General features: G+C 71.9%; 10 protein-coding genes. 5 read left to right on the top strand and 5 right to left on the bottom strand.

The window, feature by feature from the left end; translation table 11 throughout:
* Window positions 1–76: 76 nt before the first annotated feature.
* Window positions 77–1,243 (top strand): selenide, water dikinase SelD, encoded by a 1,167-nt coding sequence (selD, locus tag QSK17_RS13095; RefSeq protein WP_285704939.1) that lies wholly within the window; start codon window positions 77–79, stop codon window positions 1,241–1,243.
* 38 nt (window positions 1,244–1,281) lie between these two features.
* Here selD and nrfD read toward each other — a convergent pair whose 3' ends face one another.
* The 3 genes from nrfD to fdh form a co-directional block, all read right to left on the bottom strand.
* Window positions 1,282–2,223 carry an NrfD/PsrC family molybdoenzyme membrane anchor subunit gene (gene nrfD, locus QSK17_RS13090; protein ID WP_285704938.1) on the bottom strand — a complete coding sequence of 314 codons (942 nt, stop codon included), beginning with the start codon at window positions 2,221–2,223 and terminating at the stop codon, window positions 1,282–1,284.
* A 147-nt stretch (window positions 2,224–2,370) separates the two neighbouring features.
* A complete protein-coding gene (locus QSK17_RS13085; protein WP_285704937.1) occupies window positions 2,371–3,264 on the bottom strand; it encodes a 4Fe-4S dicluster domain-containing protein in 894 nt (297 codons plus the stop codon).
* Window positions 3,257–6,448 (bottom strand): formate dehydrogenase, encoded by a 3,192-nt coding sequence (gene fdh, locus QSK17_RS13080; RefSeq protein WP_285704936.1) that lies wholly within the window; start codon window positions 6,446–6,448, stop codon window positions 3,257–3,259. Before fdh ends, QSK17_RS13085 begins: the two co-directional genes overlap by 8 nt.
* A 144-nt stretch (window positions 6,449–6,592) precedes the next feature.
* On the opposite strand from fdh, the gene QSK17_RS13075 reads away from it, so the two are divergent.
* Window positions 6,593–7,432 carry a TIGR03619 family F420-dependent LLM class oxidoreductase gene (locus tag QSK17_RS13075; protein ID WP_285704935.1) on the top strand — a complete coding sequence of 280 codons (840 nt, stop codon included), beginning with the start codon at window positions 6,593–6,595 and terminating at the stop codon, window positions 7,430–7,432.
* Window positions 7,433–7,447: 15 nt separating this feature from the next.
* On the opposite strand, the gene QSK17_RS13070 is transcribed toward QSK17_RS13075, so the two are convergent.
* Both QSK17_RS13070 and QSK17_RS13065 read right to left on the bottom strand, forming a co-directional pair.
* Window positions 7,448–8,374 (bottom strand): aldo/keto reductase, encoded by a 927-nt coding sequence (locus tag QSK17_RS13070; RefSeq protein ID WP_285705052.1) that lies wholly within the window; start codon window positions 8,372–8,374, stop codon window positions 7,448–7,450.
* A gap of 165 nt (window positions 8,375–8,539) precedes the next feature.
* On the bottom strand, window positions 8,540–9,421 hold the full coding sequence (locus QSK17_RS13065) for an NAD(P)-dependent oxidoreductase (RefSeq protein ID WP_285704934.1): 882 nt from the start codon (window positions 9,419–9,421) through the stop codon (window positions 8,540–8,542).
* Window positions 9,422–9,597: 176 nt separating this feature from the next.
* On the opposite strand from QSK17_RS13065, the gene QSK17_RS13060 reads away from it, so the two are divergent.
* The 3 genes from QSK17_RS13060 to QSK17_RS13050 all read left to right on the top strand — a co-directional run bounded on the left by QSK17_RS13060 (window position 9,598) and on the right by QSK17_RS13050 (window position 13,256).
* Window positions 9,598–10,893 (top strand): FAD-dependent oxidoreductase, encoded by a 1,296-nt coding sequence (locus QSK17_RS13060; protein ID WP_285704933.1) that lies wholly within the window; start codon window positions 9,598–9,600, stop codon window positions 10,891–10,893.
* Window positions 10,894–10,991: 98 nt separating this feature from the next.
* The gene (tenA, locus tag QSK17_RS13055) at window positions 10,992–11,657 is read left to right on the top strand and encodes a thiaminase II (protein ID WP_285704932.1); all 666 of its coding nucleotides are present in this window, start codon (window positions 10,992–10,994) and stop codon (window positions 11,655–11,657) included.
* Window positions 11,658–11,708: 51 nt separating this feature from the next.
* Window positions 11,709–13,256 carry a PucR family transcriptional regulator gene (locus tag QSK17_RS13050; RefSeq protein ID WP_285704931.1) on the top strand — a complete coding sequence of 516 codons (1,548 nt, stop codon included), beginning with the start codon at window positions 11,709–11,711 and terminating at the stop codon, window positions 13,254–13,256.
* The last annotated feature ends 78 nt before the right edge of the window (window positions 13,257–13,334 follow it).

Raw genomic sequence — 13,334 nt, 5'->3', positions numbered from 1 at the left:
CAGGCGGGTAAGGGGCATCACGAACTGCACCCATGAACTCTCCCACTTATGTCCAGATCGATCCAGGTGAGGCGGCATGACCGGAACGACCACGGAGCACGGATCCCCCACGTCGGGACACGGCACGGAGAACAACCAGGGGACCGACGAGCACAGCCCGGGGAACGGCCCGGGAGGCGCCGGGAACCCGGAAAGCTCCCCGGCTGCCGGAGCGCCACACCCGAACGGGGCCGTACGGCTCACGCAGTACGCCCACGGAGGCGGCTGCGCCTGCAAGATCCCGCCCGGAGAGCTGGAGGCCATCGTCTCCGGCCTCATCGACCGTCCAGGGCACACCAGGCGGCGGGGTGACGTTTTCTCCCCCATCGGTGAGCTGCTCGTCGGGCTGGACGACGGGGACGACGCCGCCGTGGTCCGGATCGAGGACGGCCGGGCGGTCGTCGCGACAGCCGACTTCTTCACCCCCGTCGTGGACGATCCGTACGACTGGGGGCGGATCGCCGCCACCAACGCCCTGTCCGACGTGTACGCGGTGGGCGGTGAGCCGCTGGTGGCCGTCAACCTGCTCGGCTGGCCTCGGGACACGCTGCCCATGGAGCTCGTCAGGGAGGTCTTGCGCGGCGGCCTCGACGTCGCGCGGGCGGCGGGCTGCCACGTGGCGGGCGGTCACAGCGTGGACGACCCGGAGCCCAAGTACGGTATGGCCGTCACCGGCCTGGCCGACCCGGCCCGGCTGCTGCGCATCGACGGCGGACGGCCCGGCCTGCCGATCTCCCTCACCAAGCCGCTCGGCATCGGCGTGTTGAACACCCGGCACAAGGCGACCGGCGACGTCTTCCCGCAGGCGATCGACGCGATGACCACGTTGAATCGGGACGCGTCACGGGCGGCGCTCGCCGCCGGGGTCGAGTGCGCCACGGACGTGACCGGCTTCGGTCTCCTCGGCCACCTGTACAAGCTGGCCAGGGCGAGCGGCCTCACGGCGGTGGTCGACGTGGCGGCCGTGCCGTACCTGGAGGGGGCGAGGGAGGCGGTGCGGGACGGCCACGTGAGCGGTGGCACCCGCCGCAACCTGGCGTGGGTGCGGCCCCATCTCGACCCGGGCCGCTGCGACGACGCGGAGCTCCTGCTCCTCGCCGACGCGCAGACCTCAGGGGGGCTGCTCGTGGCGGGCGAGGTTCCCGGCGCTCCGGTCGTCGGCGAGCTCGTCGCCCCCGGCCGCGCCGCCCTGCGGCTGCGCTGAACGGGGCTCATCGACACGGGACTCATCGGCAGCGGGGCTCATCGGCCGGAGGACGGGGCGGGCGCTCCGGAGTCGAGGCGCTCCCGCTGCGGCACCACGGTGAACTTCGGATCGGCGGCGGAGGCTCGGCCCGCCTCCAGCACACCGAACCGGGTGCACAGCGCCCCGGCGGTGAGGGAGAGGCCGGAGGCGACGGTCGCGACCCGGCTGCGTCCGGCGAGCAGCGTGAGCAGGCCGCCGCCCACCGTCAGCGCGCGTGCCGCGCGCAGTAGCCGACCCGCCCTGCCCTGCCGGTACGGCTCACCGACCAGCCCGAGCCGGTGTTCCAGGGCGGATGCGGCGGCGGTCTCGACCGCGGCCCCGATCAGGGCCACGGCACGGGCGGGGCCCGCCTCGGTCCGGGGCGCCGCCAGCATGCCCACCGCTCCCGCGCTTGCCAGCGCACTTCCCGCGAACAGGAACGGCAGTTCCCGGTACCCCTCGTGCCAGGCGGGTACGGCGGTGTCAGCGACCAGGACCGCCGTGTACGTGGCGGTCAGCGGCCCGGTCACGCCGGTCGCGAGCGCGGCGGCGTCACCGGCGGCCGGGAGGATCCCCGTGACGGCCGAGGCGGCGGCGACCGCGGACAGCCCGCCCTGGGCCGCCAGGATCCAGGACCCCACGCTCATCGGGGAGGTCGGCTTGAAGACGCGCAACATGTTGAGGAACCGCATGGGACGGCCCAGCTCGGCGACGAGGAAGCCGGTGCCCAGGGCGGCCCCGGCGGCGGCCGCGATCCGTGCGGTACGGGCCAGGTGAGGGCGCCCGGTGAGCCCCGCCATGATCGCCGTGAGCGACGACGCCCCGGACAAACCACCCAGATAGAGATAGACCGGCATGTGCGGTACGTGCCAGATTGGCCTCTTGATCACGGGACGTCCGTAGTAGGAGCGGAACTCCGCCTCCGGCGCCACGGCCCGCTCCCGAGTTCCCCTACTCATCGACGTCTCCCCCGAGATCCCTGAAGCTCCCGAAACCGACAATGGTCATAAACCCAGCTATATCGGTGACATTGCGCCATCCATGCCAACCGGGGCTCGTGGCTCGCCCGCGCTTCGACCCCCTCGCCTCACCGCCGCTCGGTCTCATCACCGGGAGCGTCCGCCGAGGAAGGAGGCGGCGACGGCTGCCGCCATGGTGGCTATGGCGGCGCCGGCCCAGCCCCACATCGCGGGCAGGTCCCGCGTGGGCACCACAGGGTCGGGCGGCAGGCCGTAAACCTCGGGCTCGTCCAGGAGCAGGAAGAACGCCCCCATTCCTCCCACCCCGTCGCCGGGGCTCTCGCCGTACAGGCGGGCCTCGGTATGGCCCGCGGCATGCAGGGTGTCCACCCGGGCCGCGGCCCGCTCGCGCAGCTCGTCGAGGGGGCCGAACTGGATCGAGTCGGTGGGGCAGGCCTTGGCACAGGCGGGTTCCAGCCCACCACGCAGCCGGTCGTAGCACATCGTGCACTTCCACGCCCGGCCGTCGCCCTCCCTGCGGTCGATCACCCCGAACGGGCAGGCCGGCACGCAGTAGCCGCAGCCGTTGCAGATGTCCGGCTGGACGACCACGGTGCCGAACTCGGTGCGGAAAATCGCCCCGGTCGGGCAGACGTCCAGGCATCCGGCGTTCGTGCAGTGCTTGCACACGTCCGACGACATCAGCCAGCGGCCGTCCCGCCCGACCTCGAACACGGACTCGCCGCCATGAGGCATCGAGCCGCCGTCGGGCATCGGGCCGCCATGAGACATCGGACCGCTATGAGGCACAGGGCCGCCATGAGACATCGGGTCGCCGTCCGGCATCCAGACGGGTTGCTGCTCGATGAAGGCGACGTGCCGCCACGTGCTCGCCCCGAGCGCCGCCGTGTTGTCGTAGGACGTCGCCTCGAACACGAACCCGTCGTCGGGAAGCTGGTTCCACTCCTTGCAGGCCACCTCGCACGCCTTGCAGCCGATGCAGATGCTCGTGTCGGTGAAGAACCCCATCCGCTCAGCCATGCCGGTACTCCTCGATCAGGGCGAGCAGGTCCCTGCCCCGTGGCCGCCGGCCCGGCCGGACATCGCAGGTCGTCGCCTTGCTCTCCTGGATGTAGACGTTGGGGTCGAGCGCGAGCGGCATCAGGTCGTTCGCGATGTCGCCGGTGACCAGACCGCCGCTGCCCCACCCCCAGTGGTACGGCAGGCCGATCTGGTGAACCGTACGCCCCTGGATCCGCAGCGGCCGTACGCGCTCGGTGACGAGGACACGCGCCTCGATCGCGGTCCTGCTGGTCACGATCGTGGCCCAGTCGCCGTTCGCCAGGCCCAGCTCGGCGGCGAGCGTCGGCGACACCTCGCAGAACAGCTCCGGCTGCAGCTCGGCGAGGTAGGCGAGCGGCCGGCTCATGCCGCCTGCGGTGTGGTGCTCGGTCAGCCGGTACGTGGTCAGCACGTACGGGAAGCGCGGCGCCCCCACCGGGTTGTACGGCGACTCGGGCCGCGGGTAGATCCGCCGCGCCGGGTTGTCCTGCTGGGCGTACAGCGGATTGCGCACCGGCGACTCGAACGGCTCGTAGTGCGCGGGGAGCGGCCCGTCGACCAGGCCCGCCGGCGCGTACAGCCAGCCCTTACCGTCCGCCTGCATGATGAACGGGTCGGTCCCGGACAGCGCCGCCTCGGCCAGGGCGCCCTCCGGCGGCCGGTAGCCCGGCGGCTTGGTCTTCTCGAAGTCGGGCACGTCGGGACCGGTCCACTCGCCCTTCTTCTCGTCCCAGTAGATGTACGCCTTGCGCTCGCTCCATGGACGGCCCTCGGGGTCGGCCGAGGCGCGGTTGTAGAGGATGCGCCGGTTGGCCGGCCACGCCCAGCCCCATTCGGGTGCCTCGGGGCTCTGTTCGCGCCCCGGCCTGCGCCGGGCCGCCTGGTTGACCTCGTCGGCGTACACCCCGCAGTAGATCCAGCAGCCGCACTGAGTGGACCCGTCCGGCTTGAGCTCGGTGTAATCCGACAGGGCGCGCCCGTCCGGCCCGACACCGCCGATCTCCCGCAGCACCGCCGACGCCGACGGGTCCCCGTGGACGCCCTCCTCGGGATAGTCCCAGGTCAGCTCGCGCAGCGGCCGGTCGATCTCGCCGGAAGTGATCCGTTCCTTGAGCAGCTTGCCGAGGTGGTAGAAGAACCACAGGTCGCTACGGCAGTCGCCGGGCGGGTCGAGCGCCTTCTCCCGCCACTGCAGCAGCCGCTGCGTGTTGGTGAAGGTCCCGTCCTTCTCGACGTGGCTGGCCGCGGGCACGAAGAACACCTCGGTGCCGATGTCCTCGGTGCGCATCTCCCCGGTCTCCAGCTCGGGGCCGTCCTTCCAGAACGTCGCCGTCTCCACCAGGGTCAGGTCGCGGACCACGAGCCACTCGAGGTTCGCCAGGCCGAGGCGCTGCGCCCGGCCGCCCGCGGACCCGACGGCGGGGTTCTCGCCCACCACGAAGTAGCCCTTGACCGTGCCGTCGATCTGGCCCATGACCGTGCTGTAGTGGCCGTGGTCCCCGGTGAGGCGCGGCAGGTGGTCGAAGCGGAAGTCGTTGTCCTCGGTCGCCGCGTCCCCCCACCACGCCTTGAGCAGGCTCACCATGTAGGAGCGCTTCCTGCCCCAGAACCCGGTGTCGCCGCCCGCCCTCGCCAGGTAGTCGTCGAGGGTCTCGTGCTGGTGCGCGTGCGGCATCGGCAGGTATCCCGGCAGGATGTTGAACAGCGTCGGGATGTCGGTCGAGCCCTGGATGCTCGCGTGACCGCGCAGCGCGAGGATGCCGCCGCCCGGCCGCCCGATGTTGCCGAGCAGCAACTGCAGGATCGACGCCGCCCTGATGTACTGCGCACCGACGGTGTGCTGGGTCCACCCGACGGAGTACACCCACATGGTGGTGCGCTCCCTGCCGGAGTTCGTGGTGACCGTCTCGGCCAGTTCGGCGAAGTCCTCCGGGGAGATGCCGCACAGTTCCGCGACCAGTTCCGGGGTGTAACGGGCGAAGTGCCGCCGCAGGATCTGGTAGACGCAGCGCGGGTGGCGCAGCGTCGGGTCCTTCATCGGCCGGGGATTCGCCGACGCGCCGCCCGCGCCGTACTGGTCGGGCCCGCCCATGTCCGCGTGCTCCCGGCCGTGATCCATCTGCTCGGCGCGCTCCCCCGCCGCCGCCTCCTCGGGCGCTCCCTCGTACGACCAGGTCGCCGGGTCGTACGTGCGCGTCTCGGGGTCGAAGCCGGAGAACAGGCCGTCCAGGTCTTCGGTGTCGCGGTACTCCTCGGACACGATCATCGACGCGTTGGTGTAGGCCAGCACGTACTCACGGAAGTCCAGCTCGTTCTCCAGGACGTGGTTGATCAGCGCGCCGAGCAGGACGATGTCACTGCCCACGCGGATCGGCACGTACCGGTCGGCGAGCGCGCTGGTCCGGGTGAAGCGCGGATCGATGTGGAACACCTTCGCGCCGCGGTACCTGGCCTCCACCACCCACTGGAAGCCCACGGGGTGGCACTCGGCCATGTTGGAGCCCTGGATGACGATGCAGTCGGCGCGTTCCAGGTCCTGCTGGAACGTCGTAGCGCCGCCGCGCCCGAAGCTGGCCCCCAGACCGGGGACGGTGGAGGAGTGTCAAATGCGCGCCTGGTTCTCCACCTGGATCGCGCCGAGGGCGGTGTAGAGCTTCTTCATCAGGTAGTTCTCTTCGTTGTCGAGCGTCGCCCCGCCCAGGCTGGCGATGCCCAGGGTGCGGCGCACGACCCTGCCCTCGTGCTCCTGCTGCCAGGTGTCCCGCCGGGTGCGCAGGACCCGGTCGGCGATCATGTCCATCGCGGTGTCGAGGTCGAGCGGCTCCCAGTCCGTGCCGTACGGCCGCCGGTACAGCACCTTCGTCTGGCGGCCGGCGTGGGTGACGAGCTGCTTGCTGGCCGACCCCTTCGGGCACAGTCTGCCTCGCGAGATGGGCGAGTCCGGGTCGCCCTCGATCTGGCTGACCTTGCCGTCCTTGACGTAGACGAGCTGGCCGCAGCCGACCGCGCAGTAGGGGCAGACGGACCGGGCGACGCTGTCGGCCTCCTCGACGCGTGGCCGCAGGGCGTCGGTGCGCGCCGACCGCGCGGCCTCGCCTCTGCCGTCCTGTCCACGGAGCTGCCGGATCACCGGCCACCGGAGAAACCACCCGCCACCTGCCATGATGCGAGTCTTGCCCGACTTCGTCGCGTCTAACCGCTCGCCCGCGCGTACGTCGTGACGGGCCGGGGCACAAGTCCCGGACCTGCGTGAATGTGCCGAGTGTCGTCCCCGGGCCGGGCCGGTCCCCCGGCTTACGCTGGGGCGATGGACTCCGGATTCGGCTACTTCGCCACGCACGACGCCGTCGATCCCGCCACGCTCGCCCAGGTGGTCGAGGAGCGGGGCCACGTGGCGCTGATGTTCAGCGAGCACACCCACATCCCGGTGACCGGCGCCACGCCGCTGGGCCCGGACGGCGCGCCGCTGCCCCGCAGATACTGGCACACCCTTGATCCGCTGGTGGCGTGCACGGCCGCGGGCACGGCCACGACCCGGCTGCGGGTGGGCACCGCGATCTGCCTCGTCCCGCAGCACGAGCCGATCGCGCTCGCCAAGGCGGTGGCCAGCGTCGACACCCTCACCGGCGGGCGGTTCGAGCTGGGCGTGGGCGCGGGCTGGAACGAGCCGGAGATCCGCAACCACGGGGTCGATCCCGCCCGCCGGTTCGCCGTCATGAAGGAGCACATCGAGGCGATGCAGCGGATCTGGACGCACGCCGACGCCGAGTACCACGGCGAGTTCGTGTCGTTCGGCCCGATGTGGTCGTGGCCGAAGCCGGCCCAGCGGCCGTACCCGCCGATCCTGGTGGGCGGGACCGGGCCCCGCGTCTTCGACCGCGTCCTCGCGTACGGCGACGCGTGGCTGCCGAACTACGGTCCCGGTGTCCTGGAGCGGGTGCCCGAGCTGCTCCGCCGGGCGGACGACACGGGCCGGCTGATCCGGATCGTGATGCTGTCGGCCCCCTCGGACCCCGCGGTGCTGGAGGAGTGCGAGAAGGCCGGGGTGTCCCGCGTGATGGCGTGGTTGCCGTCCGCCGGGCGCAGCCGGATCGAGCGCGAGATGGACGCCTTCGAGACGGCGCTCGCCACCATGCGGGGCGAATGACAGGCGGAATGCGGGCTACGGCGCGATCTTGTCGAGCTCGGCCAGCGCCTCCGCGTCCGGCCGCCAGGCCCCGGCGGCGGCGTTGGCCTTCACCTGCTCCGGCCGGGTCGCTCCCGCGATGACCGAGGCGACCGCGGGCTGCGCGAGGAGGCCGCCGATCGCGACGTCCAGCAGGCCGACGCCTTGCCGTTCCGCGAACGCCGTCAGCCGTTCCACGGTGTCGAAACGGGCGTCGGTGAGGTACTCGGGCCGGGCGGCGAGGCGGGTGCCCTCCGGTGGCGTCGCACCCCGTCGGTACTTGCCGGTCAGAAGCCCGCTCGCCAGCGGGAAGTACGGCAACACGCCGACGCCGTAGTGCGTGGCGGCGGGCACGAGCTCCTGTTCGATCCGCCGGTTCAGCAGGCTGTACTCGTTCTGCGCGGAGATGAAGCGCTCGTACCCGGCGGCGCGGGCGATGTGCTCGGCGTCGGCGACCTGCCACCCCGCGAGGTTGGACGACCCGATGTAGCGCACCTTGCCCTCGCGGACCAGCTCCGTCAGCGCGGCGAGGGTCTCCTCGATCGGCGTCACCTGGTCGGGAAAGTGCAGCTGGTAGAGGTCGATCCAGTCGGTGCGCAGGCGGCGCAGCGAGCGCTCGATCGCCTTGCGGATGTAGCGGCGCGAGCCGCGGGCCCCCCAGTCGGGGCCGTTCGCCCCGCCGGTGTCCCCACCGAACTTGGTGGCCAGGACCACCTCGTCGCGCCGGCCCTGCAGCACCTCTCCGAGGAACGTCTCGGACTCGCCGTAGGTGTCGGCGGTGTCGATGAGGGTGATTCCCGCGTCGAGGGCGGCGTCGACGACCGCGCGGGTCGCCTCGATGTCGATCCTCCGGCCGAAGTTGTTCGCTCCCAGGCCGACCGCCGAGACGACCAGGCCGGAATCGCCGAGACGGCGGTAGGACATATCAGGCACGGAAAAGCTCCTCTTGTCGTCGTCTGTTCTCATCGCACACGGCCGATCCCCGGCCGACCGGCGGCCGGTCCCGCCGCCCCGTAACCGGCTCGCGCCCGCGTCCTCTCCGGATCATTCCAGGCCGCGGCCGTGTGGCCAGGGTGTGTCTGACACTCGCTAGCCCTCGTCGGGTACGGCGTGGCGTTTCCGGCCGCCCGTCGGCATGAGCAGCTCGACGACGGCGCCGATGTCGGCGTCGGACCAGCCGCGCTCGGCCGCCTCCTCGAAACGCCGTTCGACCAGCTGGGCGATCGGCAGGTCGATCCCGGCCGACCGGGCCACATCGACGGCGAGCCGCACGTCCTTGGCGCCGAGCCGGGTCGTGAACCAGCCGCGATGATCGCCGCTGAGGATGTCGTCGATCCGGTTGTGTACCGCGGGCGGGACGGTCGGCCAGCCGAAGAGGAAGTCCCGCAGCAGCATGTCGTCCACCCCTGCCGCGAGGCCCGTGGCGACCACCTCGGCGACGACGGCGACGCTCGACATCAGCAGATAGTTGTTCAGCAGCTTGAAGATGACCGCGCTGCCCGGGTCGGCCCCGCAGTACCGATAGGCCGAGAACGCCTCCGCCCAGATCGGCCGGAGGTCGTCGACGAGCTGCCGGTCGCCCCCGACCAGCGTGAACGCCTGCCCGGAGACGACGGCCTGCGGTCCCCCGATGATGGGCGCGGCCACGAAACGGCCTCCCGGCGCGGCCTCGCGCAGCGCCCGCGACGTGTCCGGGGAGACGGTGCTCATGTCGGCGACGATCGGCCCCCCGACCTCGGCGAGGCGGACCATGACCTCGCGCACCGCCTCGTCCCCCGCGAGCGAGAGCAGCACGGCGTCGGCGTCGCGCGCGGCCTGCGCCGGGTCCCCGGCCTCCGCCGCGCCGAGGGCGGTCACCTCGTCGGCCCGGCCCGGCGTGCGGTTCCACACCGTGACCGCGAAGTCCCGCGCGAGCAGCCGCTCGGCCAGCGCCCGCCCCATCCTGCCCATTCCGAGCACCGCGACGCGCATACGGCATCCCCCCTCCCGGCCATTGTCCCCACCGTTCCGGTGCGGGAACTCTCCCAGGTCGGTCGGTAGGAAGGAAAGCCGACGTGTGAAGGTTGGAATCCCATTTATCCGGGGAGGGGAGGATCTCGAGTCCTTCCAGTACGACCGCGCTCGTCCGACCGAAAGGGAGCCGACGAATGCCGGAATCCGAGACCACGACCTGCGCCATATCCGGCGGCGGCCCCGCCGGGGTGATGCTGGGCCTGCTGCTGGCCCGCGCCGGAGTCCAGGTGACCGTCCTGGAGAAGCACGGCGACTTCCTGCGCGACTTCCGCGGTGACACCGTCCATCCCTCGACGTTGCAGGTCCTGGACGAACTGGGGCTGGTGGACGACCTGGAGCGGATCCCGCACCGGAACCTGACGACGCTCCGCATGAGCACGCTCACCCGGACGCTGGTCGACGCGGACCTCCAGTGGTTCCCGTCCACCCGGAAGTACCGCCACATCGCGATGATCCCGCAGTGGGACTTCCTCACCCTGCTGGTGGAGCACGCCCGCCGCTATCCGGCGTTCCGGCTGCTGATGAACGCGGAGACCCTCGGGCCGATCGAGCACGGCGGGGCGATCCGCGGCCTTCGCTACCGCGACGCGCACGGGGAGCACGACCTCCGCGCGGTGCTGACCGTGGCCGCCGACGGCCGCCGCTCCGACCTGCGGCGCGCCGCCGGGATGATCCCCGTCGACTTCGGCGCGCCGATGGACGTGCTGTGGCTGCGCATCTCGCGCCGCCCGGACGACGAGGGCAACGGCCTGACCGGTCACATCGGCAAGGGCGAGATGGCTGTGGCCATCGACCGGGGCGACTACTGGCAGATCGCCTTCCTCATCCCCAAGGGCACCTACCAGCGGATCCGCGAGCAAGGTCTGGAAGAGTTCCGGCCGCGCCTGGCCCGCCTGCTGCCGTTCCTCGCCGACCGGGTGGACGAGATCGACGACTGGGGGACGGTGGCGTTCCTTTCGGTCGGCGTGAACCGGCTCAGTCGCTGGGACCGGCCCGGTCTCCTCGCGATCGGCGACGCCGCGCACACCATGTCGCCGATCGGGGGCGTGGGCATCAACCTCGCCGTGCAGGACGCGGTGGCGACCGCCAACCTGCTGGCCGAACCGCTCCACCGCGCCCAGGCCGATCCGGACAGGTTCCGTAAGACGTTCAACCCTCGGCTCGTACAGCGGGTGCAGCGGCGCCGTACGATCCCGACCGCCGGCACCCAGTACGTCCAGTTGCTGGCTCAGCGCAAGCTCGTCGGCCGAGTCCTCGGCGGGAAGGAACCGCAGCTGCCCGCGATCCTGAGCGGCGAGCGCGGCCGCCGGCTCATGTCCCAGATCCTGATGCGGATCATGATGTACGGCATCCTGCCGGAGCACGTGCGGACACCCGACCGGGCGGGAGTGGTCTCCCCCAGCCCGGCCGTCCACGAGCCGACGACCTGAGACACGCGGACCCCTCACCGAGGCGGCGGCCACATCACCGGAACGCGGACAGCTCACCACCGTCCATGGCCTGTGCGCGCGCTGGATAGCATCGGCTGGTGCGCGCGTTCCGTGACGAGTTGTGGCGGGCGATGGACGGGATCTACCACGAGATCCTGGCCCATCCCTTCCTCACCGGGCTGACCGACGGGTCCCTCCCCAAGGAGGTCTTCCGGCACTTCGTCCTCCAGGAGGCGCACTTCCTGCCCGACTACGCGCGCGCGCTCGCCGCGTGCGCGGTCAAGGCGCCCGACCCGGCCACCGTCCAGCGGTTCGCCGCGGACGCCGCCCGCACGGTCGAGGTCGAGCACAGCCTGCACGTCGAGTTGCTCAACGCGTTCGGCATCGGCGAGGAGGAGGCGCGCCGCCACCCCGCCCCGCCCACCGCGCTCGGCTACGGGTCGTACCTGCTGCGCGCCTGCCACCTCGGCACCTTCGCCGAGGCGCTCGGCGCGATCGTGCCGTGCTACTGGATCTACGCCCGGGTCGGGGAGACCCTGCTCCGCCGCTCCTCCCCCGACCCGCTGTACGCCTGGTGGATCGAGACCTACGGCGGCGAGGAGTACCAGGAGACCGTCGCGGGCGTGCTCGACCTGCTCGACGCGGTCGCGGCGGACCTGACCGCCGACGAGCGCGGGCGGCTGCTCGCGAACGCGACGACAACCGCACGCTACGAGTGGATGTTCTGGGACGCCGCCTGGCGGCGGGAGGTCTGGCCCGTCTGAGCTGCCGATACTCTCGATGGGGGGATTCGGACGGCTACGGGATCGGGAGAGATGCGACTGCGGGACCTTTGCCAGGTCGACCATCTGGGGTTGAAGGTCCTGACCGGGCACGACCTGCTGGACCGGCGGGTGCGTGGCGTGGCCACGACCGACCTTCCGGAGCCGGCCAGGTTCGTCAAACCCGGAGAGCTGGTCCTCACCGAGCTGACCTGGCACGACGGGCCCGCCTCCTCGCGCCGGTTCGTCTCCGCGCTGGTCCAGGTGGGGGTGACCGCGCTCTGCTCCGGCACCGCGCTGAAGGTCCCGCCCGCCGATCTGATCGACGCCTGCGCCGAGGCCGGGCTGCCGCTGCTCTGCCTGTCGGTGGACGTGCCGTTCAGCGTCGTCACCGAACACGTCCTGCGCCGGCTGATCGACGAGCTGGGCGCCGCGCCGCGCCGGCCGCAGGGGTCGCGGCGCAGGCTCGCCAGCGTGCTCGTGGACGGCGGCAGCCTGAACAAGCTCGTCACCGCCGTCGCCGGAGAGCTGGACGTGCCGTGCTGGGTGATGTCGGCCACCGGCCGGGTGATCGTGGGGTCGCAGCCGCTCGCGCCCGGGGATGGGACCCGGCTGGCCCACGCGTTCCTGTCGGCGCGCTTCCTGCCCGGCATGTCCACGCGGAAGGACGGCACCGTGCTGTCGGTCTTCCCGGTGAGCAAGGGCGCGCCGCACCGCATCGCCAACTGGTTCCTCGCGTACGCCGGGGAGCAGGCGGGGGCGGGCGGCGAGCACGAGGACCTGATCGTGGAGCTGGCCGCGCTGGTGGCCCTGGAGCGGTCCCGGTTGGAGGCGGCGCAGCGGATCGAGCGGCGCGTGCTCGACCAGTTGCTCGATTTGCTCGGCTCAGGCGAGGCCAACCTGCCCGGTGTCGTCTCGCGGCTGCACACGCTGCACGTGGAGACCGAGCACGGGCTGCTGGCGGCGGCACTGCGGGTCGAGGGCGTGGAACGGGCCGACGAGGTGGGCGCCGCCGTGCTCGACGAGCTGCTGCGGCCGCTCGCGCCCGGGGTGGCCACGGCGCGCGAGGACGGCGAGGCGATCGCGCTCGTGCCGCTGGCGGGGAACACCGCCGCCGAAATCGCCGGACACGTGCTGCGCGGCGCGCGGACGCTGGAGGCCGGTCTCACCGACGCCCGGATCACGCTCGGGCTGAGCAGCGTCACCACCGGTCCGGCCGGGCTGAGCAGCCTCATCGAGGAGGCACGGCACGCGCGCACGCTCGCGGCGCTGGGGCAGGACCGGGTGAGCGCGATGACCGCGGACGACGTCAGCTCGCACCGGTCGCTGCTCGCCGCCATCCCCGGCGACCTGCGCCGGTCGTTCCGCGCCCGACTGCTCGGCCGGCTGGAGGAGTACGACGCCGCGAACCAGACGGACCTGATCGAGACCCTGGAGACTTTCCTCGAGGAGTCCGGCTCGTGGGCGACGACGGCCGACCGGCTGCACGTCCACGTCAACACGTTGCGCTACCGGGTGAAGCGGATCGAGGAGCTGACCGGCCGGTCGCTCACCTCGCTGGACGAGCAGGTCGACTTCCTGCTCGCCCTCAGGATGCGCTGACCCCGCAGTCGCCGGAGCGTCCCCTCCAGGGACGCTCAATCACGGAGAAGGGACCCGAACCGGCATAACGCAGCACCT

It is taken from the genome of Microtetraspora sp. NBRC 16547, from assembly GCF_030268965.1.
Lineage (GTDB): Bacteria > Actinomycetota > Actinomycetes > Streptosporangiales > Streptosporangiaceae > Microtetraspora.
The sequence above is the reverse complement of the archived record's forward strand: the minus strand, read 5'-3'. Positions and strand labels throughout refer to the sequence as shown.

Bases quoted from the DNA above. Each gene is read 5' to 3' on its own strand.
- selD (WP_285704939.1), top strand. From the start codon at position 77: ATGACCGGAACGACCACGGAGCACGGATCCCCCACGTCGGGACACGGC.
- nrfD (WP_285704938.1), bottom strand. From the start codon at position 2,223: ATGAGTAGGGGAACTCGGGAGCGGGCCGTGGCGCCGGAGGCGGAGTTC.
- QSK17_RS13085 (WP_285704937.1), bottom strand. From the start codon at position 3,264: ATGGCTGAGCGGATGGGGTTCTTCACCGACACGAGCATCTGCATCGGC.
- QSK17_RS13075 (WP_285704935.1), top strand. From the start codon at position 6,593: ATGGACTCCGGATTCGGCTACTTCGCCACGCACGACGCCGTCGATCCC.
- QSK17_RS13070 (WP_285705052.1), bottom strand. From the start codon at position 8,374: ATGTCCTACCGCCGTCTCGGCGATTCCGGCCTGGTCGTCTCGGCGGTC.
- QSK17_RS13065 (WP_285704934.1), bottom strand. From the start codon at position 9,421: ATGCGCGTCGCGGTGCTCGGAATGGGCAGGATGGGGCGGGCGCTGGCC.
- QSK17_RS13060 (WP_285704933.1), top strand. From the start codon at position 9,598: ATGCCGGAATCCGAGACCACGACCTGCGCCATATCCGGCGGCGGCCCC.
- QSK17_RS13050 (WP_285704931.1), top strand. From the start codon at position 11,709: ATGCGACTGCGGGACCTTTGCCAGGTCGACCATCTGGGGTTGAAGGTC.